Source organism: Enterobacter sp. Ag1 (assembly GCA_000277545.1).
GTDB lineage: Bacteria > Pseudomonadota > Gammaproteobacteria > Enterobacterales > Enterobacteriaceae > Cedecea.
Map to the genome: position 1 here is coordinate 55,109 of AKXM01000032.1, position 26,093 is coordinate 81,201.

Here is a 26,093-nt window from a genome sequence, read left to right on the forward strand (position 1 = left end):
TGCATTCATCTAATTAATATATTGAATGAAATTATTATAAAAATATTATTGTATTAACGGATAAAATTCTCCCCCAGGTGTCTGCCAGCGCGCAGACCCTTTTTCTTATCTGTGCTATAACTCAGCGGCTTATTTTCAGGGAGATGACCATGCGACAAAGAGTGATTGCCTGCCCGATAATCCAGAATCAGGGCCAATATTTGCTGTGCAAAATGCCACAAGATCGCGGGGTGTTTCCCGGCCAGTGGGCGCTCTCCGGTGGCGGCATTGAGCCGGGTGAAACCATGGCAGAAGGGCTACGGCGTGAGATCCGGGAAGAGCTGGGGGAAGCGCTGATTATCTCGCACATTGAGCCGTGGACCTTCCGCGATGACGTGCGGGTGAAAACCTACACCGACGGCAGCCAGGAGCAGGTGTACATGATTTATCTGATGTTCGACTGCATCAGCGAAAACCGCGAGATAACCCTTAACGAAGAGTTTGAGCAGTACGCGTGGGTCAGCCCGCAGGATCTGGCGAGCTACGATCTGAATGAAGCCACCGCCGCGACGTTCCGTGATAAAGGGCTGCTGTAATGCATTGGGCAGCCCGAAGGCTGCCCGGCACGGCTAGCGCATCGCGTTGTATATCGCCTGCTGAATTTTGACGGTCTGCTCATCCACCGGCTCTGGCTCCAGCCCCTGGGCGGTCGCATCTTCGTAGCGCTGCTTCTGCGCCGCCAGGCGCAGCTGAGCGCGCTCTACTTCCTCTTTCTGGCGCTGTACCGCCGGGGCTGAACTGCAGAAGCTGGCGAGGAATTGCTTTCTCAGCGAAGTCAGCTTTTGCCCTTTCTTCATGCCTAACTCGGTGGAGCCAATCAGCCTGCGGCAGGGCCGGGTTTCGTCCATTTGCGGGCGGTATTGCAGCAAAATGGTCAGCACATCGCGGTCATCCGCCGCCAGCGCCTGCTCGGCAAAATAGACTTTCCAGTTCATCCCGCCCTGCATAAACAGGCGCACAATACGCGCGTCATTACGGTTAATCGCCGCCCGCAGGTTATTTTCGTCCCAGGTGATGCCCATATTGGCAAGCATATCCCGCGGGCTGTTGGATTCCGGCCGCTCTTTCTGCTGCACCGGCGTACTCACTATTGGCGGAACCGCCGTCACCTCAGGTTTTGAAGTGGCATCACTTAACAGATAGAGGCCAATCACCGCCACTGCCACCACCACAATCCCTACCGATGCCCACAGCGCGGTGGAGATCATGTCGGTAGTATCATGCTGTTTTTTGGCCGTGCGCGGGTCATAACGCTCGATGGATTCTCTGATCTCTGCCGGATCGCCGCCCTGGGCCGCATGATTTTTACGCGCCTGGTCAAGGTAGCTTTGCAGTGCCGTATCATCCGCGTCCAGCAGCGAGGAGGGATTCACTTTAGTGCGGCCTTCGCTAAAGGCTTTTTGTACCGGGCCGCTGATTTCACCGAAATAGCTATCCAGCAAAGCCACCTGCACGCTCGTGAGCGGCTGCTTGTGCATCAGGTCGTTGCGGATTTGACGGGTGCCATCGAGGAAGATTTGCAGGGTTTTACGTTGGTCGATAAGAAAACCCAACTGAGGCGAGTTTTGGTAAACTTTGGCGTAGTGATGGGCAAACTCTTTCTTATCCACCAGCATCAGCGCCAGCTCGCTGAACTTCATGCCGCTCAGCACATCGCCCCGCTCGCCTCGCTTCAGCCAGCGGCGAACTTTGTCAGCCCCAAACTGGCTTTTTAGCTGATTAACCAGCTCCGCCTGGTTTTCCCACGCCTGATTGACCAGCCCTTTCAGCATCAGTTCAATGGCGCGCATCTGCTGCTGGGCGCCTTTCTGTAGCCTGTCAACGTCGGAGGAAAGCTCGGTGGAGTAGCCCAGCAAGGGCTGTTTGAAGCGCACATGCTCCAGATAACTGGTGAAGCGCAAGGCGGCGAGGAGCTGGTTCTGGCTAACTTCCTGCCCGCTTTCATACTGCGGCACCAGCTGCTGCAAATGGCGCAGCAGCAGCGTGAATTGTGAAATTTCGGAGTCGTTAAGATTCAGCCGTTTCGCCACCGCCCCCCAACTGCCCAGCGCCATACGGGCCTGCTCCAGCTGCTGGAAAAACCACTGCGGATCTTTGCCTTCGGCGGCACGAATATTCAATAGCGGCAGGATCTGAAGTGAAGCCTGCCGAATAATCCCCAGACACGTCTCAAAGTGCTCCCGCATCTGCAATGTTGCGCTGCTCATGATAGTCCTTTGTCGATGTCCGGCCTTACGTTGCCGAACGCAGAAAAACGGCTTTTTTCCGCCCCAGGCGGCTATTTTTTTATGGTTATTAATGCCAAGGCCACACTTCGCCATTACAGCCGAGTGTAAAGCAGCCCGCCGGGAATCAATGGCGATAAAAAGAGCGATTTAGCCGGGCATTTTCAAATCTCACATTCGACGATTTCGCCCAATCTTTTCAGGGCCGCCTCGGTAACGGCGTTGAACGGCAAAGAATAGTTCAACCGCAGGCATTGGCGATATTTTCCAGAGGCTGAAAACAGCGAGCCGCTCGCAATATGGATTTTTGCCTCTTTCAATGCGCTGCCCAGCCGCACCGCATCGACTTCTTCCGGGAGTTCAATCCACATCAAAAAGCCCCCCTGAGGCCGGCTGACGCAAATCCCGCAGGGGAAATATTGCCGCACGCGGCAGGTAAACACCTCCAGATTGCGCTGGTAGTGCTGGCGCATACGCCGGATATGGCGGTGGTAATGCCCGTTGCGAATAAAGGCCGCTACCGCCTGCTGGGTGAAGGTCGCGCTGCTGCCGGTGCCGATATACTTGGTGTGCAGCGTGCGGTCGAGGTAACGTCCCGGCACAATCCAGCCCACGCGCAGCCCCGGTGCCAGCGTTTTTGAAAACGAACTGCACAGCAGGACGCGGCCATCCACATCCAGGGATTTGATCGTCATAGGGCGCGGGTATTCATAGGCCAACTCACCGTAGACATCATCCTCGATGATGGCGATATCAAAGCGCCGGGCAAGATTCATCACCGCTTTTTTACGCGCCTCCGGCATGATGAAGCCAAGAGGATTATTGCAATTGGCTACCAGAATCACGGCTTTGATGGGCCACTGCTCCAGCGCCAGCTCGAGTGCTTCCAGGCTAATGCCGGTGACAGAATCAGTAGGAATTTCAACTACTTTAACACCGTAACCGCGCAGCATCTGCATGGTGCCGTGGAATGACGGCGACTCAACCGCCACTATGTCCCCCGGCTCACACACCGCGCGAATCGCAATCGACAGTGCTTCATGGCAGCCGTTGGTCACCACGATCTCATCGGCATTCACCATGCAGTTGCTGTCCAGCATCAGGCGGGCAATTTGCTCGCGCAGGGCTTTCACGCCGAACATACCGTCGTAGCCCAGCAGCTCAGGCTCCTGGTACTGCGCGAGCCGCCCCATTTCTCGCCACAGCGGTTTCATCGTCGACTGGGTGAGATCCGGCGATCCGCTGCCGAAGGCGATCACTTCGCAATCCTGCCGGGAGTTCACCAATTCCAGCACCGCATCCCACTGCGTCACTTCCACCGGGCGCTGTACTGGACGCGTTAAGCGCGGCACAGGCGGCACGGCTTTGCGCGGCGAAACAAAGTAGCCGGAACGTGGCTGAGGGGAAATCAGCTGCTTGTCTTCCAGGACGTGATACGCCTGTTGCACGGTACTGATACTGACGCCGTGTTCGCTGCTCAGGCTCCGCACCGAGGGCAAGCGCTCCCCGCTTTGATAAAGCCCCTGCTCAATGCGCTCAGCCAGCAGCGTGGCGAGATGTTGGTAACGCGTCATGCTGTATCCTCACCGGAAGCCATACAGAAGGAAAAACCGATACAGAATGGCGCAAAAAATGCCATTCAGCTCATGTTTTAGCCCTTCTGTATGTTAAAGAAAAGTAATTTTTGAATCTGTCTGCTTTTGCCCGCTGGCCCCATGATTACCCCCAGGCAAACCGCGAGGAGTCACAGCATGGGCTTTGAAGAGAACCACCATCGCAGACCGTTTTATGGCCTGGTAATGCTTTACCAGTATTTTCGCCGCAGCCGCCAGCGCCGCCAGACTTTACGGGCGTTACGCGAACTTAGTCCGGAACAACTCAGGGATATGGGGCTGACGAGGGATGATTTATCCCGCTGGGAATAACGCTTAAGCGGTGCCACACGCTGGCACCGTTTTTTATTTACTGCTATCAAAAGGAGGACCAGACAACAACAACAATACTCAGGAGCCGCATGAACATCACCGACTTGCCTTTTAATACCACCGACTGGGCCACCCTAATCCCCACCGAACACCCCGGCATCACCGGCAAAGCGCTTTGGCGCACGCAGCAGTTTGGGCCCATCCGCGTGCGCATGGTGGAATACACCGCCGGCTATCTGGCCGATCACTGGTGCCAAAAAGGGCACGTTTTGCTGTGCCTGAAGGGCGAGCTGCAAACTGAGCTGGAAGATGGCCGCCAGTTTACGTTAACCCCGGGTATGAGTTACCAGGTGGCCGACGGCGCGGAGCCTCACCGTTCCTCAACGGCATCAGGTGCCGTCCTGTTTATTGTGGATTAACGCCATGCCGACGCTTTTGACGCCACGCCTGGCACTCAGCCAAATCACCGAAGCCGACTGGCCACTTTTCCGCTACCTGCAGCAGCAGCCGGACGTCATGCGCTACGTGGCCGATAACCGACCGGAGACAGAGATTCGCCAGGCTTTTGACGCCCGTCTTCCCAACTGGCAGCCGGGCAGCCGCCACTGGCTCTGTATGGTGATGCGTCACCGCAAAACCGGCGTGCCGATTGGCGTCACCGGCTTCATTCTGCGTGAGGACGATATCGCGGAAGTCGGATTTTTACTCGACCCGTCGTTTCACGGTCAGGGCTACGGGTATGAATCGCTGTACGAGGTGTGCGCCTTTGCATTTGCGGAGGTCGGCATCCGCAAGCTTGTGGCCACGGTCACCGCCGGAAATATTCCGTCGAAGAAAGTGCTGGAGAAAGTCGGGTTTCAGCAGGAAGGCATTCTGCGGGAGAACTACTGGCTGAATGGACGCTGGCAGGATGACTGGATTTTTGGCCTGCTGGCCCGGGAATTCAGATAAAACACGGGCCGCACAAGGCGGCCCATACTGCGTGATTCAAGACTTAGTTGTAGATTTCAGCCACGCCGTACATTTTGTTATCACCACCGGCGGAAACAATGCGGATAGACTTCGCGCCTGCCTGCTCGGCTTTCTGCTGCAGCTGGTGTTGCAGGCTGTCGAGGTTAGACGCGCCGCTGACCGATACGGTGCCCATTTTCTGGCTGACAGCTGGCTGAGTTTCCGCAGCGAAGCCGGAGAAGGAAGCAGCGAGAGTCATAACTACGGCAAAATATTTGATGCTTTTCATGATGGTTACCTTTGCATTTTGTTTAGTTGGAAGGCTGACTGCCTTCAATGAGATAAGAATAGCGCCGCCGTGCTTTGTTTGTTAGCGGAACAATTCGCTTATCTACTTCAAAAAAACTGAACGCAAAGTGATCATGATAATAGCGACAGAAACTGAGGGTTAAACCCCGCACCCGGCGCTTAACAACAAGGCCGGATGAGGATTTAATCTGAAAACGATGACGAGTTTTATCGGCTTATTTCACCGAAAAGAGAACGCGGTCAGAATTCCGTGCGGGAGAAACCGGTCATCTCGGTCAGTTCCATCTCGCGACCCAGAGCGGTCATCGGATGGACAATTACCAGGCCACGCACGCTTTTCTTGAGCTTGCCCATATCGGCCTGCTCTTTTTTGGTAATCGCACGCTTGTAAGGCAGCGCTACCAGCTTCTGCGCTTCTTTGCTCAGCTTCTGGTTACGCACCGCCTGCAGGCGAGCGATTTCGATTTCCAGCTTCTGCCGCTCTTTTTCCAGCTCGGCATATTTTTCCGCTTCGTTGATCAGGTGCAGGCCTGGCATTTCGTGGCGGATAGCGTCCAGACGGTCGCTGAGGCGTTTAATTTCTGCTTTTTCGATTTCTTTCATTTTGACTTACCGTGAATAAAGATGGCTTGCTGGCAAGGATACACGATCCTGAGGGACAGGGCGAAAAGCGGCTATTTCTGGAAGGCTTTTTTTAAGCTGATCCGGGAGATCAGCTCAGTCAGGGAAAGGACCATCGTGGAGCGAACGATTTGCATATAGCGCTGACGTTGCATCGCCAGCAGTTCAGGATCGCTGCCATCAACGAAGGTCGGCGTCGGCGGCAGCGCCGTCACGCAGTGCAGCTCGCCAAACGGGCCAAGCATTTCGTCATCGGTGAAGCTGTACTCGTTGCCATCGTGGTTCAGCTCTTCCCGGAGCGCCATGAGCAGCTCGCAGTCTTCGTACTCGGCGCGGTTCAACACGCCCAGCCCGTAGATAAGCTTCAGGCGAACCGACAGGTCGCCCAGCGGGCCGTCGCCGTCCAGCAGTGGCTCAACCGCATATTTCACCGCGTAGTCGTCCTTGCGGAACACCTGCAGCACCAGGATATTTACCGCTTCGGTTAACAGCTCGACGGCAGCAATCAGCAGGCTTCTTACGGTTTTGCCGGCATTCAGTCGCTCAAGCACGCGGTTTTCAAAGGCCTGGGTTTCTTCCATTTTTGCCTGCATCACTAAACATGTTTCAGGCGCGGTATCCACCGCGCCTGCATAGGGTTACGCTATGGCGTTATACGCCTTCACCGCCTCAGTCACGGCTTCGCTGTTTACATCCAGACCGGACACTTCCGCCAGCGCCGCCTGCGGGCCTTTATCTGCCAGAAGCTGCTTCAGCTCCTGCGCCTGCGGGTCCTGCTCGCTGTGGTAGTGCATTGCCGCCGCAATCCCTTTGATCAGGTTAGCGTGAGGCAAACCGTACTCAATCGTCCCCAGCAGCGGCTTAACCAGGCGGTCACCCGCGCTGAGTTTACGCAGCGGCTGGCGGCCAACGCGTTCCACGTCATCCTTCAGATACGGGTTTTCGAAACGACCGAGGATTTTCTTGATGTACGCGGCATGTTTGTCGGCTTCAAAGCCGTAGCGCTTAATCAGCACCGCACCGCTCTCTTCCATCGCCCCTTTCACTACGCCGCGCACTTTCTCATCAAGAATGGCATCGCGGATAGTCTGGTGCCCGGCCAGCTGACCGAGGTACGCGGTTATAGCATGCCCGGTATTCAGCGTGAAGAGCTTGCGCTCGACAAACGCCATAAGATTATCAGTAAGTTCCATGCCAGGAATGTTCGGCAGGTCACCTTTAAACTGGGTTTTATCGACAATCCACTCGCTAAAGGTCTCCACGGTCACTTCCAGCGGATCGTTAGTGGCGGATTCAGACGGCGGAACGATGCGGTCAACTGCAGAATCGACAAAGCCAACGTGCTGCTCTACCCACGCCCACGCGTCAGCAGACAGCGCTTTCTTGACGTGCTCTTTCAGCTGGCTGGTGCCACGCACCATGTTTTCACAGGCGATGATGTTCAGCGGCGTTTCGTTGCCGTTCGCACGGCGCAGTTCCAGTCCTTTGGCAAGCGTTGGTGCGATGCGCTCCAGCACAACCGGGCCGACGGCGGTGGAGATCAGATCAACCTGAGCGATAAGGGCCACAACGTCGTCGCCGATGCTGCTGACGGCATTCACGTTGGAGACGGTATCAATCTGCTGCTGCTCGCCGACTACGTGAACCTGGTAGCTGTGACGCGCGTTCAAGGCATCCAGAACCACCTGGTTTACGTCGGCAAAAGTCAGCTGCAGACCGGCGTCCGCCAGCAGTTTACCGATAAAGCCACGACCGATATTACCTGCACCAAAATGTAATGCTTTCATTGCGTTAACCTTCCTGATTATTTCACCCGTGAGGGCTGGGGTAAGGATACTGTATGCGAATCCCCTCACCCTAGCCCTCTCCCAAAAGGGGAGAGGGAGTAATGCTTTGCACCTGCTGCCCCTCAGGGGTGAGGGGCAGGGTCTTATTTCTTACCGGCCAGCAAATCCAGCACTTCCTGGACGCTGGTGGTGTGCGCCAGGCGCTCAATCACCGACTCATCATCCAGCGCGTTGGTCAGGCTGGTGATGACCTGGATGTGTTCGTTATTGCGGGCTGCAATACCGATCACCAGGCGAGCCACGTCTTCCGGCTCTTCACCGAAGTGAACGCCTTCCGGGTACTGGCAGAACACCACGCCGGTTTTCAGCACGCGGTCTTTTGCTTCCACGGTGCCGTGAGGAACCGCGATACCTTCACCCAGGTAGGTCGGGGTCAGTTTCTCGCGCTCAAACATCGCGTCCACGTATTCCGGCTGCACGTAGCCGCCGTTCACCAGCTGTTCACCAGCGAAGCGAATCGCTTCTTCTTTGTTGCTGGCTTTCAGGCCGAGGAACACGTTACCCGCGCCCAGCTTGAACACCGCGTCTTCGCTGGAAACAAAGCTGTCTTCCAGGCTGTGCATGACTTTTTCTTCTTTCTGACTCAGATTCTGGGAAGCCACCAGACGCTCAACCAGGTTAGCGTACAGGCTGCTGTCGAGGAAGTTGGTCAGGGAGATATGCTGCGCCTGCGGCACCTGGCGCATCGCACGCTCGGTCAGGTCGCGGTGGGTAATCACCAGGTCAACGTCGTCCGGCAGGCTGTTGATCGCGCAGTTGGTCACGGAGATATTTTTCAGGCCAGCGTCGTTCACTTTCTTACGCAGCACGCCTGCGCCCATGGCGCTGGACCCCATCCCTGCGTCGCAGGCAACGATGATTTTACGCACGTGGCTCAGGTCGTTAGACAAGCCAGCACCTACCGCCAGCGGCGCTGCGCCACCTTTGGATTCGGCTTTCATTTCCTGCATACGGCGAGCCGCAGCTTCGATGTCGTCTTCTTCTTTCACTTTGCTGGTTTTCAGCAAGATGGCGGAGACCACGAAGGAGACAACCATTGCCGCACAGATAGCCGCGATGTTAGCGAAGTACGCGCCTTTCGGCGTCATTGCCAGTACCGCCAGGATAGAACCCGGGGAAGCCGGAGACACCAGGCCGCCGTTCAGCACGGTCAGGGTGAACACGCCGGTCATACCGCCGAGGATAACGGCCAGGATCAGACGTGGGTTCATCAGCACGTACGGGAAGTAAATTTCGTGGATACCGCCCAGGAAGTGGATGATTGCCGCGCCGCCCGCAGACTGCTTAGCGTTACCGCGCCCAAAGAACATGTACGCCAGCAGAACACCCATACCCGGACCCGGGTTCGCTTCAATCAGGAAGAAGATGGATTTGCCCAGCTCGTGGGACTGCTGAATACCCAGCGGCGAGAAGATACCGTGGTTGATGGCGTTGTTCAGGAACAGGATCTTAGCTGGTTCTACAAAGATAGACGCCAGCGGCAGCATGTCGTGCACAACCATGAAGTTAACGCCTGCCGCCAGAACTTTGGACAGGACTTCAACCGCCGGGCCGATGCCGAGGAATGCCAGAATCGCCAGGATCATCCCGATGATACCGGCAGAGAAGTTGTTCACCAGCATTTCAAAGCCGGATTTGATTTTACCGTCGACCCATTTGTCGAAGTGCTTGATTGCCCAGCCGCCCAGAGGACCCGCAATCATTGCGCCGAGGAACATCGGCATATCTGCCCCGACGATAACGCCCATGGTAGTAATCGCACCCACCACGCCGCCGCGGTCACCGCCAATCAGGCGACCACCGGTAAAGCCGATCAGCAGCGGCAGCAGGTAAGTGATCATCGGGCCTACCAGCTTCGCCAGCGTTTCGTTTGGCAACCATCCGGTAGGAATAAATAAGGCCGTGATAATACCCCAGGCGATAAACGCCCCGATATTTGGCATAACCATATTGCTGAGGAAACGACCAAAGCTTTGCACTTTGATCTTGATATCGGATGACATACACATACCCCTTGTTGGTGTTCCGCGCTGAAAAGCAGCCCGAGGTTTATTGTTAACGTAGCGGCAGGGTCGCCGGCCTTATGCAGTAAAGTGACGCGAATCTGGCACTGAATCGTTAATCTGTCCAGCAACCGCCTAATTATGTGATTTAGATCACTAATACTCAGGGATCCACCTTCCACATTGAGTGATGACGATCACATAATTGCAGTGTAAAAAAAGTACACCGTGGAATTTTTAACCCTGATTGACCTTTTAATGTGACTAAAATCACATTTTGTTATGACGTCTTTGTTATTTATTTGTGACCCACTTCACAAAGTATTTTGGGGCAGATTAATCCTAATGTGATCCAGTTAAAATCTGGGCGTTGACAACAAACGGCGGGCAAGAAAGGGATGAAAGTAAATTACAGCGAAGCGGCTGGCAGAAAGCGCGACGTTGAATGCCGCGCTGGAATGAAAAGTTAGTTATCTAAGTCCGCGACAATGCCGCGCGCCTGAGCAAACAGCTGCTGGTAATGGGCGTCGCTGTCGCCAATCCCCTCTTCCACGCCGATGGTGTTATAGAGGAACTCAATTTTTGCATCTTCCACGCCCAGATACCCCATTGAGCCGTGAATATAATCGGCCATGTTTTTTTCCCAGCCATATTTCACAAACCCGGCCTGTGAGCCGCCGACCAGCGCCACCCAGCGGATTTTCTTATTGCCCAGCGTGCTGCCTGGCCCGTAGCCCAGGCCGAAGTTCCACACGCGATCCAGATAGCCTTTGAGCATGGCCGGGAAGCTGTACCACCACACAGGGAACACGATCACCACGGTGTCTTTATCTTCTAACTCGCCAAACAAGCGATGAACTTCCGGGGAATACTGTTTCTGCGGGTTGTTCCAGTCCGGCTCATCTTCCATGCCCAGCGCCGGGTTAAAGCCGCTGCGGTACAGATCCAGGGAGGAGACGTTAATGCCGCGCTCGGCCGCCTCGCCCTGAATTTCCTGCACCACCTGCGCGGTTAGCGACTCACTGCGCGGGTGCGCCCAAACAATATACATATTCTCTGATTTCATGGAGTTATCTCAGCCAGTGGGGATGTACGTTCACTTTACGACCGCTGGATAATTCTGTAAAACGTAGTATTTGAGATGGGTTAATGAAGGATTTTCACTAATGGCGCTGAATTTTACCGACTTCGCGACCTTTATCGCCGTGGCGCGGCACAAAAGCTTTCGCGCCGCCGGAGACGAGCTGGGGCTGTCTCCTTCGGCGATCAGCCACGGCATCAAACAGCTCGAGCAGCGCCTGAAAATTCGGCTGTTCAACCGCACCACCCGCAGCGTCTCGCTGACCGAGGCTGGTAACAACCTCTACGAGCGCCTGCGCCCGGCCTGCGACGAGATTCATACTATTCTCGATGAGGTGAACTCGTTTCGGGACACGCCGATGGGCACCCTCAAAATCAACAGTTCGCGGCTGGCATCACGCCTTGTGCTGATGCCGCTGGTCGCCGGGTTTACCGCCCGCTATCCCGACATCAAAGTCGAAGTGACCACCGACGACAGGCTGGTGGACATAGTGAAGCAGGAGTACGACGCCGGGATACGGCTGAGCACCACGGTGGAAAAAGACATGATTGCCGTTCCCATCGGCCCAAAAGCGAGGATTTGCGTCGTCGCCACGCCGGAATACCTGGCGCAAAACCCTGCGCCAATGCACCCTCGCGAGCTGGTTAATCACTGCAGCGTCATCTTTCGTTTTCACAGCGGCCGCCCCTATTGCTGGGAGTTTTACGGGCCGGAGGGCAAGCTGGAAGTGACGCCGTGCGGCAACATCATCGTGGACGATCTCGACTCTGAGCTGGGAGCGGTGCTGTGCGGCGCAGGCATCGGCTATCTCTATCAGCAGCAGGTAGAAGAACACCTGGCAAGCGGCAGGTTGGTTTCAATGCTCGAAGACTGGCTGCCTGCGCTGCCGCCGTTCCAGTTCTATTACCCAAATCGGCAATACATGCCCAGCGCGCTGCGTGCCTTCGTTGATTACATAAAAACGCAGCAGGCGTAGACTTTTTCACCAATGTTTGAGGATACCTCAGAAACTCTTATTAAAAATATTTATCGTAAGTTCATTCAATAGCATGATGGGCGCTTATTCTAGGGTAGTGGCCAGTTCGCAATAGTCGAAATAGGTTCTCAAGCTGATGTTATGTATACGATGGTACTGTGCACAACGATATAGAATTATAGAGGGAAAATCGCGACTCCATTCTCCAACCCTCAATTTAAGAGGCTTATCATCTTGATTTTTGTTATATATATCCTCAAGTGTTAAGCTGACATCATAAGCATTAAATTCATTATTATTTTCAATTGAATGACACAAAGCAAATAGTAGCTCTAAAAATTTAACATTATAGCAATCACTCTCCCTTACCTGATAATCAAAACGACATCCATTACTTTGAAAATCACCCATGGAATAAGGAGCTTGCGGCCATTGAAGAGTTACATCAATACTATTCAACTGACGAGAACTTTCTTGAATAAATGAAATGATGTGTAGATCACCAGCATTTTCTCGATGACGAAGCATTAATTTATTCACGTTACCAGTTATTTCATAATAATCATTTGGGTAGCGATCTAATAATAAAAGAAGTGTTGCCACTATCGCTAAATCTAATTGGCTTTTTCTATTTTGCAGGATTGATTCCAGGCGTTCAAACCATAAAGAAGCAGACCGTAAATCAAGGTGAAAGCTGTTCGCGATCACAACCATAAGATGTGTTACTTGGTAAATCATTGACTCCTTATTGATTGAATAATAGAAATTACTCTCATTTTCACAATATTGAGTAAATGCGGATGAGTTAACAATTTTTTCTTTCAAAAAGGTATCCAGCGTCATCTGCCGTAACGTGACAGTACGTTGAAAAAAACGTTCAAGATAGCGCTGAGAATTGAAACCATCACCGTAAATAGCCTTAATAGAATGCTGAAGCTGCTCCTTGTCAGTGGCTATAACAAAAACCACATTTTTCATATCAAAAATATGCTTTACCGTTTCCAGCATTTCTATCGCAAAAGTTGGCCTGCAACGATCAAGTTCATCAATAAAAATAAAGAGTGGATAGTGAAAGCCTTTTTTCGATATGCCTATCACTGCCTCAAGCCAGGATGAAATAGCTGACTTAAAATCTGAAATGGATTTATTCGCGTCATCATGGGCTTTAAGAGCCGATTCTACAATCTTACTGCCAATATTTGCCGCCCCTTCTTTATCAATCCAGTCCGTTGCTTTTTCAATATCCACTCCAAGCTTTTTTTTGATAATCGCTTTCGTTACTTCAGGTGCAACAGATTTTATCATACGCCATGCACTGTTCATCAAAGGCGAGGCCAGTAATGATTTATCCGTTTTTTGAATCAGTGTATTTTGTATTTCCGAAACGACGGTAAGAAAGGGATCTTTTGAATGATCATTTTTCCATGCATCGATATAAACTGTCGGATAGCGAGATTCAATTTCATTAGCCCAGCGTTTGAGAAACCAACTTTTTCCAGCACCCCATGTGGCATTAATGTTTAAAACATAGTTACCTTCTTTCCCTTTACCGACCAAAAAGCCCGTTAAAAATTGAGCATAACGAGCCCGGTCCAACATATCGGGAGGTAAATCATTGGATACCTGACTCCAGTCAAAAGTAAGATCTGGTTTATCGTCTGCAATTATTGTCATTGATTTTCTTACATCTCTTCTCGTGAATAGCTCATTTCACTATCTTATTGTAGATTTCAGGTTTTCTGCACCCATTAAAATCTGTAGTTTGATGCCATACTTACCTCAAGTTGGCAAAAACGGATAATGTCATGAAACTGATCGGTAATTACACCAGCCCCTACGTGCGAAAGATCTCGGTCATCCTGCTTGAAAAAGGCCTCAGTTTTGAATTTATTAACGTCAACCCGTGGGTTGGCGACAGCCCGGCTCCGCAGTACAACCCGCTAGGCAAAGTCCCTACGCTTATCACCGATGAAGGCGAGCGCTGGTTTGATTCGCCGATCATCGCCCAATACCTTGAGCTGCTAAACATTGCGCCAGAGCTCATTCCGCACGACCCAAAAGCGGCGCTGAAAGTGCGCCAGCTTGAGGCGCTTTCCGACGGCATTCTGGACGCGGCGTTAACGTCGGTGCGTGAGAAACTGCGCCCGGCGGAACAGCAGTCTGAAGAAGTCATGGTGCGTCAGCGCGAGAAGATTGGCCGCGCGCTCGACCTGCTGGAAGAATACGCCGCCGACGGCACCCTGGCCGCCGAGCCGCTCGATCTGGCCAGTATTTCCGCGGCCTGCGCAGTGGGCTATCTTAATTTCCGCCGCGTTTCACCGGGCTGGTGCGTGAACCGCCCTCACCTGGTCAAGCTGGTAGAACAGCTGTTCCAGCGCGAGAGTTTTGCCCGTACCGAACCGCCCGCGGCATGATCTGCGGCCAGGACAGGGGACGCTGTCCCCTGTAATATCGCCCACAAATTTCTTAATTCAGTCCTTGCCATGACGACAGCTCAAACACTTTTTAGCCATCTTCCGGCGACCGACCGCCTGCTGCGCGATGCCGCCTTTACCGCCCTGCTTGCCGAGTTCGGCCATACCCGCGTGGTTGCCACGCTGAGAACGCTGCAAAACGAAGCGCGCGAGCACATCCGCTCGGCAAGCAAGCTGCCGGACTGGAGCGAGGACTGGGCGAAGAAAACGCGTAGCGTGCTCGAGGCCAGCCAGCGCAGCGCTCTCCAGCCCGTGTTCAACCTGACCGGTACCGTGCTGCACACCAATCTTGGCCGGGCATTACAGGCTGAAGAAGCTATCGCGGCAGTGACGGAATCCATGCGCTCCGCCGTCACGCTGGAATATTCACTGGACGATGCCGGCCGCGGCCACCGGGATCGCGCCATCGCCGACCTGCTTTGTGAGCTGACCGGGGCGGAAGACGCCTGCATCGTCAATAACAATGCGGCGGCGGTTCTGTTGATGCTGGCGGCCTGCGCAGACGGCGGTGAAGTGGTGGTCTCGCGCGGCGAACTGGTGGAGATTGGCGGCGCGTTTCGCATCCCCGACGTCATGCGTCAGGCGGGCTGCGGGCTGGTTGAAGTCGGCACCACCAACCGTACACACCTAAAAGATTACCGCGCGGCAGCGGGGGAAAACACCTCGCTGCTGATGAAGGTCCACACCAGCAATTACCACATTGAAGGCTTCACCAAAGCCGTTAGCGAGGCCGAGCTGGTTACGCTGGGCAACGAACTAGGCCTGCCGGTCGTCACCGATCTGGGCAGCGGCTCGCTGGTGGATTTAAGCCAGTGGGGCCTGCCGCCGGAGCCGATGCCGCAGCAGCTGATCGCCGATGGCGTGAGCCTGGTGAGCTTCTCCGGCGATAAACTGCTCGGTGGCCCGCAGGCCGGGATTATCGTCGGCAAAAAGGCGCTGATCGAGCGCATTCAGAGCCACCCCCTGAAGCGTGCGCTGCGGGCCGACAAAATGACGCTGGCGGCGCTGGAAGCCACACTGCGGCTGTACCAGCACCCGGAAACGCTGGTTGAACGCCTGCCAACCCTGCGCCTGCTGACCCGCAGCGCCGAAGATATCCACCGGCAGGCCAGCCGCCTGCTGCCCGCATTTGAAGAGCGCTTTGGCAAGCGGTTCGACGTGCGCGTTGAAGCGTGCATGTCGCAAATCGGCAGCGGCTCTTTACCCGTTGATCGCCTGCCCGGTGCCGCTCTGACCTTCACGCCAAAAGACGGACGTGGCACAACGCTCGCCTTGCTGACGCAAACTCTGCGAGCGCTGGAAAGGCCGGTGATTGGCCGCGTGGCCGAGGGCCGCCTGTGGCTGGATTTACGCTGCCTCGAAAACGAAGCGCTGCTGCTGAAGGGACTCGCCCAGTGATTATCGCCACCGCCGGGCACGTCGACCACGGCAAAACCACCCTACTTCAGGCGCTGACCGGCGTGAACGCAGACCGCCTGCCGGAAGAGAAAAAACGCGGCATGACCATCGACCTCGGCTACGCCTACTGGCCGCAGCCGGATGGCCGGGTTATCGGCTTTATCGACGTGCCCGGGCATGAAAAGTTTCTGGCCAACATGCTGGCTGGCGTCGGCGGCATCGATCATGCCCTGCTGGTCATCGCCTGCGATGATGGAGTGATGGCGCAAACCCGCGAACACCTGGCGATTTTACAGCTGACCGGCAACCCGCAGATCACAGTCGCGCTGACTAAAGCCGACCGCGTGAGCGACAGCCGCATTGCGGAAGTCCGCGATGAAGTTACTGCATTACTGGGTGATACCCAGGCCGCAATCTTTGTGACCGCCGCCACCTGCGGGGAAGGCGTCGAGGCGCTACAGCAGCATCTCAAAGGGCTGGGCGAACGTCCTCATGCCACGGCACATCGCTTCCGTCTCGCCATCGACCGCGCCTTTACGGTCAAGGGCGCAGGGCTGGTTGTGACCGGCACGGCGCTGAGCGGCGAAGTCAATATCGGCGATTCACTCTGGCTGACGGGCGCAGAAAAACCGATGCGCGTGCGCGGCCTCCACGCTCAAAACCAGCCGGTAACCCGCGCGATGGCCGGGCAGCGTATTGCGCTGAACATCAGCGGTGACGCGGAAAAAACCGACATAAGCCGGGGCGACTGGCTGCTAAGCGACAAACCGCTGCAGCCGGTTGAGCGCGTCATCGTCGAGCTGCAAACGCTGCAGCCGCTCCAGCAATGGCAGCCGCTGCATATTCACCATTCTGCCCGCCACGTGACCGGGCGAGTTTCGCTGCTCGAAGGTAATCTGGCCGAGCTGGTGCTGGATGTCCCGCTGTGGCTGGCGGATAACGACCGCCTGGTGCTGCGCGATATCAGCGCGCGCATCACGCTCGCCGGAGCCCGTACCGTGCTGCTTCATGCGCCACGCCGTGGTAAACGCCAGCCTGCCTTCCTGAGCTGGCTGGGTGAGCTGGGAGAAACCACCGATGACCAACAGGCGCTGGTAACACATCTGGCGCGAGGCACCGTTTTGCTCAACGAATTTAGCTGGGCGCGTCAGTTAACAACGCAAGGGCTTCAGGCCTTACTTGCGAAGCCGGGATACTTGCAGGCGGGCAACGCGCTGTTAAGCCCAAACGTGGCCGCTCTCTGGCAGCAAAAACTGCTCGACGTGCTGGCTCGCTACCACCAGCAACACGACGATCAGCCGGGGCCGGGGCGAGAACGCCTGCGCCGTATGGCGCTGCCCGCAGAGGATGAAGGCCTGGTACTGTCGCTCATCGAAAAAATGCGCGGTGAAGGCCTAATAATGAGCCGCCAGGGCTGGCTGCATCTGCCGGGACATGAACCTGGGTTTTCCTCAGCACAGCAGGCCGTGTGGGATAAAGTCGACGCCCTGTTCGGCGACGAGCCGTGGTGGGTCCGTGACCTGGCCAAAGAAACCGGTGAAGAAGAGCAGGTCATGCGCCAGCTGCTAAGATCCGCCGCTCAGCAAGGGCTGGTCACCGCGATTCTGAAAGATCGTTATTATCGGAACGATCGCCTGCAGGCGTTTGCCGATCTGATCCGCGAGCTGGATCAAACCCACGGCGCGACCAACGCCGCCGACTTCCGCGACAGGTTGGGCGTGGGCCGCAAACTGGCGATTCAGATTCTGGAGTATTTCGACAAAATTGGCTTCACCCGGCGGCGCGGCAACGACCATCTGCTGCGCGATAAGGCGCTATTTTTACCGGCGTAATATTCCATTCTGCGGGAAGAGGTCTGTCCTCTTCCCCAGGGAATCCGTGAAGCATGTCGTAAAGCCGACGCGAAATGGCGAAGAAACAGACAGCCCGAACTACCCTTGTGAGTGAACCATCACAAGGAGACGGCCATGACAAATAATCCTCCCGATACCCGTATTATTCCCGGCGAGTATGGTTTCCCGCTCAAACTTAAACCCCGTTACGACAACTACATCGGCGGCCAGTGGGTTGCCCCGGTTGGCGGCCAGTACTATGCAAACCTCACCCCGGTAACCGGCCAGCCGCTGTGCGAAATCGCCAGCTCCGGCAAGGCCGACATCGACCTGGCGCTGGATGCTGCCCACGCGGCTAAAAAGGGCTGGGGACAGATGTCCGTGCAGGAGCGCGCGACTATCCTGCTAAAAATTGCCGACCGCATGGAGCAAAATATTGAGCTGCTGGCGACGGCGGAAACCTGGGACAACGGCAAACCGATTCGCGAAACCAGCGCCGCCGACGTGCCGCTGGCTATCGACCACTTTCGCTACTTCGCCTCCTGCATTCGTGCCCAGGAAGGCGGCATCAGCGAGGTGGATAAAGACACCGTGGCCTATCACTTCCACGAACCGCTGGGCGTGGTGGCGCAGATTATCCCGTGGAACTTCCCACTGCTGATGGCGAGCTGGAAAATGGCCCCGGCGCTGGCGGCGGGCAACTGCATCGTACTGAAGCCTGCGCGACTGACCCCGCTCTCCGTGCTGCTGCTGATGGAGCTGGTTGGCGACCTGCTGCCGCCGGGCGTGGTTAACGTGGTCAACGGCGCGGGCGGCGAAATAGGTGAATACCTGGCGACCTCCAAACGCATCGCTAAAGTGGCGTTTACCGGCTCCACCGAAGTCGGCCAGCAGATCATGCAGTACGCCACCCAGAACATTATCCCGGTCACGCTGGAGCTGGGCGGCAAATCCCCGAACATCTTCTTCGCCGACGTAATGGAAGAGGAAGACGCCTTCTTCGACAAGGCGCTGGAAGGCTTTGCGCTGTTCGCCTTCAACCAGGGCGAGGTCTGCACCTGCCCGAGCCGCGCGCTGGTGCAGGAGTCCATCTACGAACGTTTCATTGAACGCGCGATCCGCCGCGTAGAAGCCATTCGCTCCGGCAACCCGCTGGACAGTCGCACCCAGATGGGCGCGCAGGTGTCTCAGGGGCAGATGGAAACCATCCTCAACTACATCGACATCGGCAAGAAAGAAGGCGCGGATGTACTTACTGGCGGGCGCAGAAAAGCGCTGACGGGCGACCTGCAGGCGGGCTACTACCTTGAGCCGACCATCCTGTTCGGTAAAAACAACATGCGTGTGTTCCAGGAGGAAATTTTCGGGCCGGTGCTCGCCGTCACTACGTTTAAAACCGTGGAAGAGGCGCTGGAGCTGGCAAACGACACGGAATACGGCCTGGGCGCGGGCGTGTGGAGCCGTAACGGCAGCCTGGCGTATAAAATGGGGCGCGGCATTCAGGCCGGGCGCGTGTGGACCAACTGTTATCACGCCTACCCGGCGCACGCGGCGTTCGGGGGCTACAAACAGTCCGGGATTGGGCGCGAAACCCATAAGATGATGCTGGAGCATTATCAGCAGACGAAGTGCCTGCTGGTGAGCTATTCCGATAAGCCGCTGGGCCTGTTCTGAGGATTGACCCTAACTCGTCCCCTCTCCCTGGAAGGGAGAGGGGACGAGTTAGCGTTGCCTGTTAGATATTTTCTCCTGGCTCGCCTGGGGAGAGGATTGCTTCACCTTCCACTTATTTACTCCCTCGCTCCTATGGTGAGAGGATTGCTTCATCTTCCACTTCTTTCCTCCCTCTCCCCTTTGGGGAGAGGGCCGGGGTGAGGGGAAAACCTAGCGCAGCCGCTCAGGATGCGTATAAACCGTTGCCCGCCCAGGCCGGTTAAAGCCTACCAGCGTGAGATTTGTCCGCTGCGCAACTTCAACCGCTAATGAGGTCGCCGCAGACACCGCGAACAGGATTTCAATGCTGCACATCGCGGCCTTCTGCACCATTTCATAGCTCGCACGGCTCGACACCAGCGCAGCGCCGTTGTGCCACGGGTTACGGCTGCGAACGCCGAGCATTTTATCCAGCGCTACGTGGCGGCCAATATCTTCCCTTCCGTCGAGGATGTGGCCCTCTGGATCTAGCCAAAGTGCCGCATGGGTACAGCCGGTCAGCTCGCCGACGGGCTGGTAGTCACGCATTTTTTTCAGCGCCGCATCCAGGTTTTCCAGGGCAAACGTCTGGGTAAACGGCAGCGGCGGAACCGGGCGGCCAATGTCGTTTAACTGCTCGACGCCGCAAACGCCGCAGCCGGTTCGCCCGGCCAGCGCTCGCCGGCGCTCTTTCAGCCCCATAAAGCGGCGGCTGGACAGCTCAATTTGCACTTCAATACCGTTACAGGACGGAGACACATCCATCCCATAAATCTCCGCGGGGCTTTCAATGATGCCTTCAGACAGAGAAAACCCGAGAGCAAACGCTTCGAGGTCTTTAGGCGATGCCATCATCACAACGTGTGAAATGCCGTTGTAAACCAGCGCCACGGGCACTTCCTCCGCCAGCCAGTCGGTTTCTGCCACGGTGAGATTGCCCCGGTGCCAAAGATCAATCGTGCGCGCGCCGGTGATCTGCGCCACGGTTTCTTTTTCAGAGTAGCGAAATTTGTTCACTTAGTTTTAACCATTCGAGAACACCCTCAGGACCATTGTGGTATTCTACTTAATACCCCTTCCGGATGAAGGGAAGAAAGCCATCAAAATCTATACTGGTTCTAATTGTGAACCTTTGCGGGTTACCCCGCAAAATAAATCCTAAGCAATGTGAAATGTCGAAATGTAAGGAGCGATCCATGCAGGTCAGCAGAAGGCAGTTCTTTAAGATCTGCGCTGGCGGTATGGCAGGCACCACGGCAGCAGCACTGGGTTTTGCCCCCGGCGCTGCGCTAGCGGAAACCCGGCAGTACAAGCTGCTGCGCACCCGTGAAACCCGTAACACCTGCACATACTGCTCCGTGGGCTGTGGGCTATTGATGTATAGCCTCGGCGACGGCGCAAAAAACGCAAAAGCCTCAATTTTTCATATCGAAGGTGACCCGGACCACCCGGTAAACCGCGGCGCGCTGTGCCCGAAAGGGGCCGGTCTGGTGGACTTCATCCACTCCGAAAGCCGCCTGAAAACGCCTTCTTACCGCGCGCCAGGCTCCGATAAATGGCAGCCAATCAGCTGGGACGATGCCTTTAACCGCATCGCGAAGCTGATGAAAGAAGACCGCGACGCCAACTTCATCGAAAAGAACGATCAGGGCACCACGGTCAACCGCTGGCTCTCCACGGGGATGCTGTGCGCCTCCGCGTCCAGCAACGAAACCGGCTATTTAACCCAGAAATTTTCCCGCGCCCTCGGCATGCTTGCCGTGGATAACCAGGCGCGTGTCTGACACGGACCAACGGTAGCAAGTCTTGCTCCAACATTTGGTCGCGGTGCGATGACCAACCACTGGGTTGATATCAAAAACGCCAACCTCATCGTGGTAATGGGTGGGAACGCGGCAGAAGCGCATCCGGTGGGATTCCGCTGGGCGATGGAAGCCAAAATTCACAACGGCGCGAAGCTGATTGTGATCGATCCTCGCTTTACGCGAACCGCTTCGGTGGCGGATTTCTACACGCCTATCCGTTCCGGGACCGACATTGCATTCCTGTCGGGCGTCCTGCTGTACCTGATAAACAACAACAAATTCAATCGCGAATACGTCGAGTCTTACACCAACGCCAACCTGATTGTGCGTGAGGACTTCGGCTTCGACGACGGCCTGTTCACCGGCTACGACGCGGCAAACCGCAAGTACGACAAAACCACCTGGAACTACGAGCTGGATGAAGAAGGCTTCGCCAAACGCGATCTGACGCTTCAGCACCCGCGCTGCGTGTGGAACCTGCTGAAAGAGCATATTTCCCGCTACACGCCGGATGTGGTCACCAGCATCTGCGGTACGCCGAAGGAAGACTTCCTGAAGGTGTGCGAGTACATCGCCGAAACCAGCGTGGCGGACAAAACCGCATCGTTCCTGTACGCCCTGGGCTGGACACAGCACTCCATCGGCGCGCAGAACATCCGCACCATGGCGATGATCCAGCTGCTGCTCGGCAACATGGGGATGGCGGGCGGCGGCGTTAACGCCCTGCGTGGCCACTCCAACATTCAGGGTCTGACTGACCTCGGCCTGCTTTCCACCAGCCTGCCAGGTTACATGAACCTGCCGAGCGAAAAACAGGTGGATATCGACAGCTATCTGGCGGCCAACACGCCGAAACCGCTGCTGAAAGGCCAAGTGAACTACTGGGGCAACTACCCGAAATTCTTCGTCTCGATGATGAAAGCCTTCTTTGGCGACAAAGCGACGAAAGAAAACGGCTGGGGCTACGACTGGTTGCCGAAGTGGGACAAAGGCTACGACGTGCTGCAGTACTTCGAGATGATGAGCCAGGGCAAGGTCAACGGCTATCTGTGCCAGGGCTTTAACCCGGTGGCCTCGTTCCCTAACAAGAACAAGGTCGTGGCCTCGCTTTCGAAGCTGAAGTTCCTGGTCACCATTGACCCGCTGAACACCGAAACCTCCAACTTCTGGCAGAACCACGGCGAGATGAACGACGTTGATCCGTCGCAAATCCAGACCGAGGTGTTCCGCCTGCCATCCACCTGCTTCGCGGAAGAGAACGGCTCCATCGTCAACTCCGGGCGCTGGCTGCAGTGGCACTGGAAGGGGGCGGATGCGCCGGGGGAAGCGCTGAACGACGGCGAAATCCTCTCCGGCATCTTCACCCGCCTGCGCCGCATGTACGAGCGCGACGGCGGCAAAGTGCCTGAGCAGGTACTGAACATGACCTGGCAGTACCTGACCCCGGATAACCCGGCGCCGGAAGAAGTGGCCATGGAAAGCAACGGCAAGGCGCTGGCAGACCTGATTGACCCGGCCACCGGCGCGGTGCTGGTGAAAAAAGGGCAGCAGCTCAGCTCCTTTGCTCAGCTGCGCGACGACGGGACAACGTCCAGCGGCTGTTGGATCTTCGCCGGGAGCTGGACACCGGACGGCAACCAGATGGCACGCCGCGACAACGCCGACCCGTCAGGCCTGGGCAACACGCTCGGCTGGGCATGGGCGTGGCCGCTTAACCGCCGCATTCTGTATAACCGTGCTTCCGCCGATCCGTCGGGTAAACCGTGGGATGAAAAACGCCGCCTGATCTCCTGGGATGGCGCGAAATGGGGCGGCATCGACGTGCCGGACTACAGCACCGCTGCGCCGGACAGCGGCGTCGGGCCGTTTATCATGCAGCCGGAAGGCCTGGGTCGCCTGTTTGCCCTCGACAAGATGGCAGAAGGGCCGTTCCCGGAACACTACGAGCCGTTTGAAACGCCGCTGGGCACCAACCCGCTGCACCCGAACGTGGTCTCCAACCCGGCGGCACGCGTGTTTAAAGATGACCTGGAGGCGATGGGCACGCACGACAAGTTCCCGTATGTCGGCACCACCTATCGTCTGACGGAGCATTTCCACTACTGGACCAAGCACGCGCTGCTGAACGCCATCGCGCAGCCGGAGCAGTTTGTCGAGATTGGCGAGAAACTGGCCAACAAGCTCGGCATCGCCCACGGCGACACGGTGAAGGTCTCCTCCAACCGCGGCTACATCAAGGCCAAAGCGGTGGTGACCAAGCGTATCCGCACGCTGGACGTTCACGGCCAGAAAGTGGACACCATCGGGATCCCGATTCACTGGGGTTACGAGGGCGTGGCGAAGAAAGGCTTTATCGCCAACACCCTGACGCCGTTTGTCGGGGATGCCAACACGCAAACGCCAGAGTTCAAGGCGTTCCTGGTCAACGTGGAAAAGGTGTAACGGAGACGAATTATGGCTTATCAATCTCAGGACATTATCCGTCGTTCCGCCACTAACGGCTTCACGCCCGCGCCTCAGGCGCGGGATCACCAGCAAGAGGTCGCCAAGCTTATCGACGTCACCACCTGCATCGGCTGTAAGGCCTGCCAGGTGGCGTGCTCGGAGTGGAACGACATCCGTGATGAAGTGGGGCACAACGTCGGGGTGTACGACAACCCGGCGGACCTGACCGCCAAATCCTGGACGGTGATGCGCTTCTCGGAAGTGGAGCAGAACGACAAACTGGAATGGCTGATCCGCAAAGACGGCTGTATGCACTGCGCGGATCCGGGCTGCCTGAAGGCGTGCCCATCGGAAGGGGCGATTATTCAGTATGCCAACGGCATCGTCGACTTCCAGTCCGAACAGTGCATCGGCTGCGGCTATTGTATTGCGGGCTGCCCGTTCGACGTGCCGCGCCTGAACCCGGAAGACAACCGCGTCTACAAATGCACCCTGTGCGTAGACCGCGTCACCGTGGGCCAGGAGCCAGCATGCGTGAAAACCTGCCCGACCGGGGCGATTCATTTCGGCTCGAAAGAGGATATGAAGACCCTCGCCGGCGAGCGCGTGGCGGAACTGAAAACCCGTGGTTATGACAACGCAGGTTTGTACGATCCGGCAGGCGTTGGCGGGACGCACGTAATGTACGTGCTGCACCATGCGGACAAGCCGACGCTGTATCACGGCCTGCCGGAGAACCCGTCCATCAGCCCAACCGTGAAGTTCTGGAAAGGCGTCTGGAAACCGCTGGCCGCCATCGGCTTTGCGGCAACCTTCGCCGCCAGCGTCTTCCACTACGTTGGGGTCGGCCCGAACCGTGCCGATGAAGAGGACGATAATCTGCACCATGACGACGACGAGGTGCGTAAATGAAAAAGCAACCGACCATTCAGCGCTATAGCGCGCCGGAGCGCATCAACCACTGGATCACCGCCTTCTGCTTCGTGCTGGCGGCGGTGAGCGGACTGGGCTTTTTCTTCCCGTCCTTCAACTGGCTGATGGGCATTCTCGGCACGCCGCAGCTGGCGCGCATCCTCCACCCGTTCGTTGGGGTGGTGATGTTCGCCTCCTTCATCATCATGTTTTTCCGTTACTGGCACCACAACCTAATCAATCGGGATGATATCTTTTGGGCGAAGAATATTCGTAAGATCGTCGTCAACGAGGAAGTGGGAGACACCGGGCGCTATAACTTCGGCCAGAAATGCGTGTTCTGGGCGGCGATTATTTTCCTGGTGCTGTTGCTGGCGAGCGGCGTGATTATCTGGCGTCCTTACTTTGCGCCAGCCTTCCCAATTCCGGTTATTCGATTTGCGTTAATGCTGCATTCATTTGCCGCGGTAGCGTTAATTGTGGTTATCATGGTGCATATTTACGCCGCCCTTTGGGTAAAAGGCACCATCACCGCGATGGTGGAGGGCTGGGTTACCACGACGTGGGCGAAGAAACATCACCCGAAATGGTATCGCGAAGTCCGCCGGAAACAGGAAAAGTCATCTGAATGAGTATTCGCATAATCCCGCAAGATCAGCTGGAGAAGAGCGAGAAACGCACGGCGGAAGTGATTCCGCCGCTATTATTCCCCAGGCTCAAAAATCTCTACAACCGCCGTGCTGAACGCCTGCGCGAGCTGGCTGCCAGCAACCCGCTGGGCGACTATCTGCGCTTTGCCGCGCTGATTGCCCACGCGCAGGAAGTGGTGCTGTACGACCACCCGCTGGAGATGGATTTAACCGCCCTGATTGCCGAAGCAGCTAAAACCGGCAAGCCGCCGCTGGATATTCACGTCCTGCCGCGCGACCCGCACTGGCAGCGCCTGCTGCAGTCGCTGATTGCCGAGCTGAAGCCAGAGATGGACGGCCCGGCGTTAGCGGTGATTGAAAATCTTGAAAAGGCGTCTTCCCAGGAGCTGGAAGAGATGGCCACCGCGCTGTTCAACGCCGACTTCGCGCTCGTCAGCAGCGACAAGGCACCGTTTATCTGGGCCGCGCTGTCGCTCTACTGGGCGCAAATGGCGACGCTTATCCCCGGCAAAGCCAAAGCCGAATATGGCGAACAGCGCCAGTTCTGCCCGGTTTGCGGCTCGATTCCGGTTTCCAGCATGGTGCACATCGGCACCACTAACGGCCTGCGTTATTTGCATTGCAATCTATGCGAAACCGAATGGCACGTGGTGCGCGTGAAGTGCAGCAACTGCGAGCAGACCCGCGACTTAAACTACTGGTCGCTGGACAGCGAACAGGCGGCGATCAAAGCCGAAAGCTGCGGCGACTGCGGCACCTACCTGAAAATTCTCTATCAGGAAAAGGACCCGAAAGTGGAAGCCGTCGCCGACGACCTGGCCTCGCTGGTGCTTGACGCCCGTATGGAGCAGGAAGGCTTCGCCCGCAGCAGCATCAACCCATTCTTATTCCCTGGCGAAGGGGAATAA

The 26,093-nt window shown here is 56.3% G+C and carries 23 protein-coding genes; 13 read left to right on the forward strand and 10 right to left on the reverse strand.

Annotation, left to right across the window (positions count from 1 at the left end):
- The first annotated feature begins 149 nt into the window (after positions 1-149).
- On the forward strand, positions 150-575 hold the full coding sequence (gene nudI / locus A936_RS13520; protein WP_008458672.1) for a nucleoside triphosphatase NudI: 426 nt from the start codon (positions 150-152) through the stop codon (positions 573-575).
- Positions 576-608: 33 nt separating this feature from the next.
- Here nudI and A936_RS13525 read toward each other — a convergent pair whose 3' ends face one another.
- On the reverse strand, positions 609-2,246 hold the full coding sequence (locus A936_RS13525) for an STY4199 family HEPN domain-containing protein (RefSeq protein ID WP_008458674.1): 1,638 nt from the start codon (positions 2,244-2,246) through the stop codon (positions 609-611).
- 182 nt (positions 2,247-2,428) lie between these two features.
- Positions 2,429-3,838: an aminotransferase-like domain-containing protein gene (locus tag A936_RS13530; protein ID WP_008458676.1), complete on the reverse strand. Its 1,410-nt coding sequence runs from the start codon at positions 3,836-3,838 to the stop codon at positions 2,429-2,431.
- 177 nt (positions 3,839-4,015) lie between these two features.
- Here A936_RS13530 and A936_RS22865 point away from each other — a divergent pair, with 177 nt between their 5' ends.
- From A936_RS22865 to A936_RS13540, 3 genes are all read left to right on the forward strand, one after another.
- Positions 4,016-4,189: a DUF1127 domain-containing protein gene (locus A936_RS22865; RefSeq protein ID WP_008458678.1), complete on the forward strand. Its 174-nt coding sequence runs from the start codon at positions 4,016-4,018 to the stop codon at positions 4,187-4,189.
- Between the two features lie 89 nt (positions 4,190-4,278).
- Positions 4,279-4,608: a DHCW motif cupin fold protein gene (locus tag A936_RS13535; RefSeq protein ID WP_008458680.1), complete on the forward strand. Its 330-nt coding sequence runs from the start codon at positions 4,279-4,281 to the stop codon at positions 4,606-4,608.
- 4 nt (positions 4,609-4,612) lie between these two features.
- Positions 4,613-5,140 carry a GNAT family N-acetyltransferase gene (locus A936_RS13540; RefSeq protein ID WP_008458683.1) on the forward strand — a complete coding sequence of 176 codons (528 nt, stop codon included), beginning with the start codon at positions 4,613-4,615 and terminating at the stop codon, positions 5,138-5,140.
- Positions 5,141-5,183: 43 nt separating this feature from the next.
- Here the strand turns inward: A936_RS13540 and A936_RS13545 are convergent, their stop codons facing one another.
- The 6 genes from A936_RS13545 to A936_RS13570 all read right to left on the reverse strand — a co-directional run bounded on the left by A936_RS13545 (position 5,184) and on the right by A936_RS13570 (position 10,986).
- Positions 5,184-5,429: a YdgH/BhsA/McbA family protein gene (locus A936_RS13545; RefSeq protein WP_008458685.1), complete on the reverse strand. Its 246-nt coding sequence runs from the start codon at positions 5,427-5,429 to the stop codon at positions 5,184-5,186.
- A gap of 260 nt (positions 5,430-5,689) precedes the next feature.
- Positions 5,690-6,052: a YibL family ribosome-associated protein gene (locus A936_RS13550; RefSeq protein ID WP_008458687.1), complete on the reverse strand. Its 363-nt coding sequence runs from the start codon at positions 6,050-6,052 to the stop codon at positions 5,690-5,692.
- Positions 6,053-6,123: 71 nt separating this feature from the next.
- Positions 6,124-6,663: a mannitol operon repressor MtlR gene (mtlR, locus tag A936_RS13555; protein ID WP_008458691.1), complete on the reverse strand. Its 540-nt coding sequence runs from the start codon at positions 6,661-6,663 to the stop codon at positions 6,124-6,126.
- A gap of 45 nt (positions 6,664-6,708) precedes the next feature.
- Entirely contained in the window at positions 6,709-7,857 is a 1,149-nt protein-coding gene (mtlD, locus tag A936_RS13560) for a mannitol-1-phosphate 5-dehydrogenase (protein ID WP_008458692.1), read from the reverse strand.
- A 143-nt stretch (positions 7,858-8,000) separates the two neighbouring features.
- Positions 8,001-9,920 (reverse strand): PTS mannitol transporter subunit IICBA, encoded by a 1,920-nt coding sequence (locus A936_RS13565; protein ID WP_008458694.1) that lies wholly within the window; start codon positions 9,918-9,920, stop codon positions 8,001-8,003.
- 466 nt (positions 9,921-10,386) lie between these two features.
- Complete coding sequence (locus tag A936_RS13570; protein ID WP_034809208.1) at positions 10,387-10,986, reverse strand: NAD(P)H oxidoreductase; 600 nt, start codon at positions 10,984-10,986, stop codon at positions 10,387-10,389.
- Between the two features lie 100 nt (positions 10,987-11,086).
- Here A936_RS13570 and A936_RS13575 point away from each other — a divergent pair, with 100 nt between their 5' ends.
- Positions 11,087-11,977, forward strand: coding sequence for a LysR family transcriptional regulator (locus tag A936_RS13575; RefSeq protein ID WP_008458699.1), 891 nt, complete (start codon positions 11,087-11,089; stop codon positions 11,975-11,977).
- 84 nt (positions 11,978-12,061) lie between these two features.
- Here A936_RS13575 and A936_RS13580 read toward each other — a convergent pair whose 3' ends face one another.
- Positions 12,062-13,651 carry a KAP family P-loop NTPase fold protein gene (locus A936_RS13580; RefSeq protein ID WP_008458702.1) on the reverse strand — a complete coding sequence of 530 codons (1,590 nt, stop codon included), beginning with the start codon at positions 13,649-13,651 and terminating at the stop codon, positions 12,062-12,064.
- Between the two features lie 131 nt (positions 13,652-13,782).
- On the opposite strand from A936_RS13580, the gene A936_RS13585 reads away from it, so the two are divergent.
- The 4 genes from A936_RS13585 to exaC all read left to right on the forward strand — a co-directional run bounded on the left by A936_RS13585 (position 13,783) and on the right by exaC (position 19,355).
- On the forward strand, positions 13,783-14,391 hold the full coding sequence (locus A936_RS13585) for a glutathione S-transferase (RefSeq protein ID WP_008458705.1): 609 nt from the start codon (positions 13,783-13,785) through the stop codon (positions 14,389-14,391).
- Positions 14,392-14,460: 69 nt separating this feature from the next.
- Entirely contained in the window at positions 14,461-15,849 is a 1,389-nt protein-coding gene (gene selA / locus A936_RS13590) for an L-seryl-tRNA(Sec) selenium transferase (protein ID WP_008458707.1), read from the forward strand.
- Positions 15,846-17,681, forward strand: coding sequence for a selenocysteine-specific translation elongation factor (gene selB / locus A936_RS13595; RefSeq protein WP_008458708.1), 1,836 nt, complete (start codon positions 15,846-15,848; stop codon positions 17,679-17,681). Before selA ends, selB begins: the two co-directional genes overlap by 4 nt.
- A gap of 135 nt (positions 17,682-17,816) precedes the next feature.
- Positions 17,817-19,355, forward strand: a complete 1,539-nt coding sequence (gene exaC, locus A936_RS13600) for an acetaldehyde dehydrogenase ExaC (protein ID WP_008458710.1) — start codon at positions 17,817-17,819, stop codon at positions 19,353-19,355.
- Positions 19,356-19,565: 210 nt separating this feature from the next.
- On the opposite strand, the gene fdhD is transcribed toward exaC, so the two are convergent.
- On the reverse strand, positions 19,566-20,390 hold the full coding sequence (fdhD, locus tag A936_RS13605; RefSeq protein WP_008458712.1) for a formate dehydrogenase accessory sulfurtransferase FdhD: 825 nt from the start codon (positions 20,388-20,390) through the stop codon (positions 19,566-19,568).
- 179 nt (positions 20,391-20,569) lie between these two features.
- Between fdhD and fdnG the strand changes: the two genes are divergently transcribed.
- The 4 genes from fdnG to fdhE are packed head-to-tail and all read left to right on the forward strand — an operon-like array spanning position 20,570 to position 26,093.
- Complete coding sequence (gene fdnG, locus A936_RS13615) at positions 20,570-23,620, forward strand: formate dehydrogenase-N subunit alpha (protein WP_157141417.1); 3,051 nt, start codon at positions 20,570-20,572, stop codon at positions 23,618-23,620.
- Between the two features lie 12 nt (positions 23,621-23,632).
- On the forward strand, positions 23,633-24,535 hold the full coding sequence (gene fdxH / locus A936_RS13620; RefSeq protein ID WP_008458719.1) for a formate dehydrogenase subunit beta: 903 nt from the start codon (positions 23,633-23,635) through the stop codon (positions 24,533-24,535).
- The gene (gene fdoI / locus A936_RS13625) at positions 24,532-25,167 is read left to right on the forward strand and encodes a formate dehydrogenase cytochrome b556 subunit (RefSeq protein WP_008458721.1); all 636 of its coding nucleotides are present in this window, start codon (positions 24,532-24,534) and stop codon (positions 25,165-25,167) included. Before fdxH ends, fdoI begins: the two co-directional genes overlap by 4 nt.
- Entirely contained in the window at positions 25,164-26,093 is a 930-nt protein-coding gene (fdhE, locus tag A936_RS13630) for a formate dehydrogenase accessory protein FdhE (RefSeq protein ID WP_008458723.1), read from the forward strand. The genes fdoI and fdhE overlap by 4 nt, the downstream gene beginning before the upstream one ends.

Bases quoted from the DNA above. Each gene is read 5' to 3' on its own strand.
- A936_RS13550 (WP_008458687.1), bottom strand. From the start codon at position 6,052: ATGAAAGAAATCGAAAAAGCAGAAATTAAACGCCTCAGCGACCGTCTG.
- A936_RS13530 (WP_008458676.1), bottom strand. From the start codon at position 3,838: ATGACGCGTTACCAACATCTCGCCACGCTGCTGGCTGAGCGCATTGAG.
- A936_RS13545 (WP_008458685.1), bottom strand. From the start codon at position 5,429: ATGAAAAGCATCAAATATTTTGCCGTAGTTATGACTCTCGCTGCTTCC.
- selA (WP_008458707.1), top strand. From the start codon at position 14,461: ATGACGACAGCTCAAACACTTTTTAGCCATCTTCCGGCGACCGACCGC.
- A936_RS13580 (WP_008458702.1), bottom strand. From the start codon at position 13,651: ATGACAATAATTGCAGACGATAAACCAGATCTTACTTTTGACTGGAGT.
- mtlR (WP_008458691.1), bottom strand. From the start codon at position 6,663: ATGCAGGCAAAAATGGAAGAAACCCAGGCCTTTGAAAACCGCGTGCTT.
- nudI (WP_008458672.1), top strand. From the start codon at position 150: ATGCGACAAAGAGTGATTGCCTGCCCGATAATCCAGAATCAGGGCCAA.
- fdoI (WP_008458721.1), top strand. From the start codon at position 24,532: ATGAAAAAGCAACCGACCATTCAGCGCTATAGCGCGCCGGAGCGCATC.
- A936_RS13565 (WP_008458694.1), bottom strand. From the start codon at position 9,920: ATGTCATCCGATATCAAGATCAAAGTGCAAAGCTTTGGTCGTTTCCTC.
- A936_RS13570 (WP_034809208.1), bottom strand. From the start codon at position 10,986: ATGAAATCAGAGAATATGTATATTGTTTGGGCGCACCCGCGCAGTGAG.
- exaC (WP_008458710.1), top strand. From the start codon at position 17,817: ATGACAAATAATCCTCCCGATACCCGTATTATTCCCGGCGAGTATGGT.
- fdxH (WP_008458719.1), top strand. From the start codon at position 23,633: ATGGCTTATCAATCTCAGGACATTATCCGTCGTTCCGCCACTAACGGC.
- A936_RS13540 (WP_008458683.1), top strand. From the start codon at position 4,613: ATGCCGACGCTTTTGACGCCACGCCTGGCACTCAGCCAAATCACCGAA.
- A936_RS13575 (WP_008458699.1), top strand. From the start codon at position 11,087: ATGGCGCTGAATTTTACCGACTTCGCGACCTTTATCGCCGTGGCGCGG.
- mtlD (WP_008458692.1), bottom strand. From the start codon at position 7,857: ATGAAAGCATTACATTTTGGTGCAGGTAATATCGGTCGTGGCTTTATC.
- A936_RS13535 (WP_008458680.1), top strand. From the start codon at position 4,279: ATGAACATCACCGACTTGCCTTTTAATACCACCGACTGGGCCACCCTA.
- fdhE (WP_008458723.1), top strand. From the start codon at position 25,164: ATGAGTATTCGCATAATCCCGCAAGATCAGCTGGAGAAGAGCGAGAAA.
- A936_RS22865 (WP_008458678.1), top strand. From the start codon at position 4,016: ATGGGCTTTGAAGAGAACCACCATCGCAGACCGTTTTATGGCCTGGTA.
- A936_RS13525 (WP_008458674.1), bottom strand. From the start codon at position 2,246: ATGAGCAGCGCAACATTGCAGATGCGGGAGCACTTTGAGACGTGTCTG.
- A936_RS13585 (WP_008458705.1), top strand. From the start codon at position 13,783: ATGAAACTGATCGGTAATTACACCAGCCCCTACGTGCGAAAGATCTCG.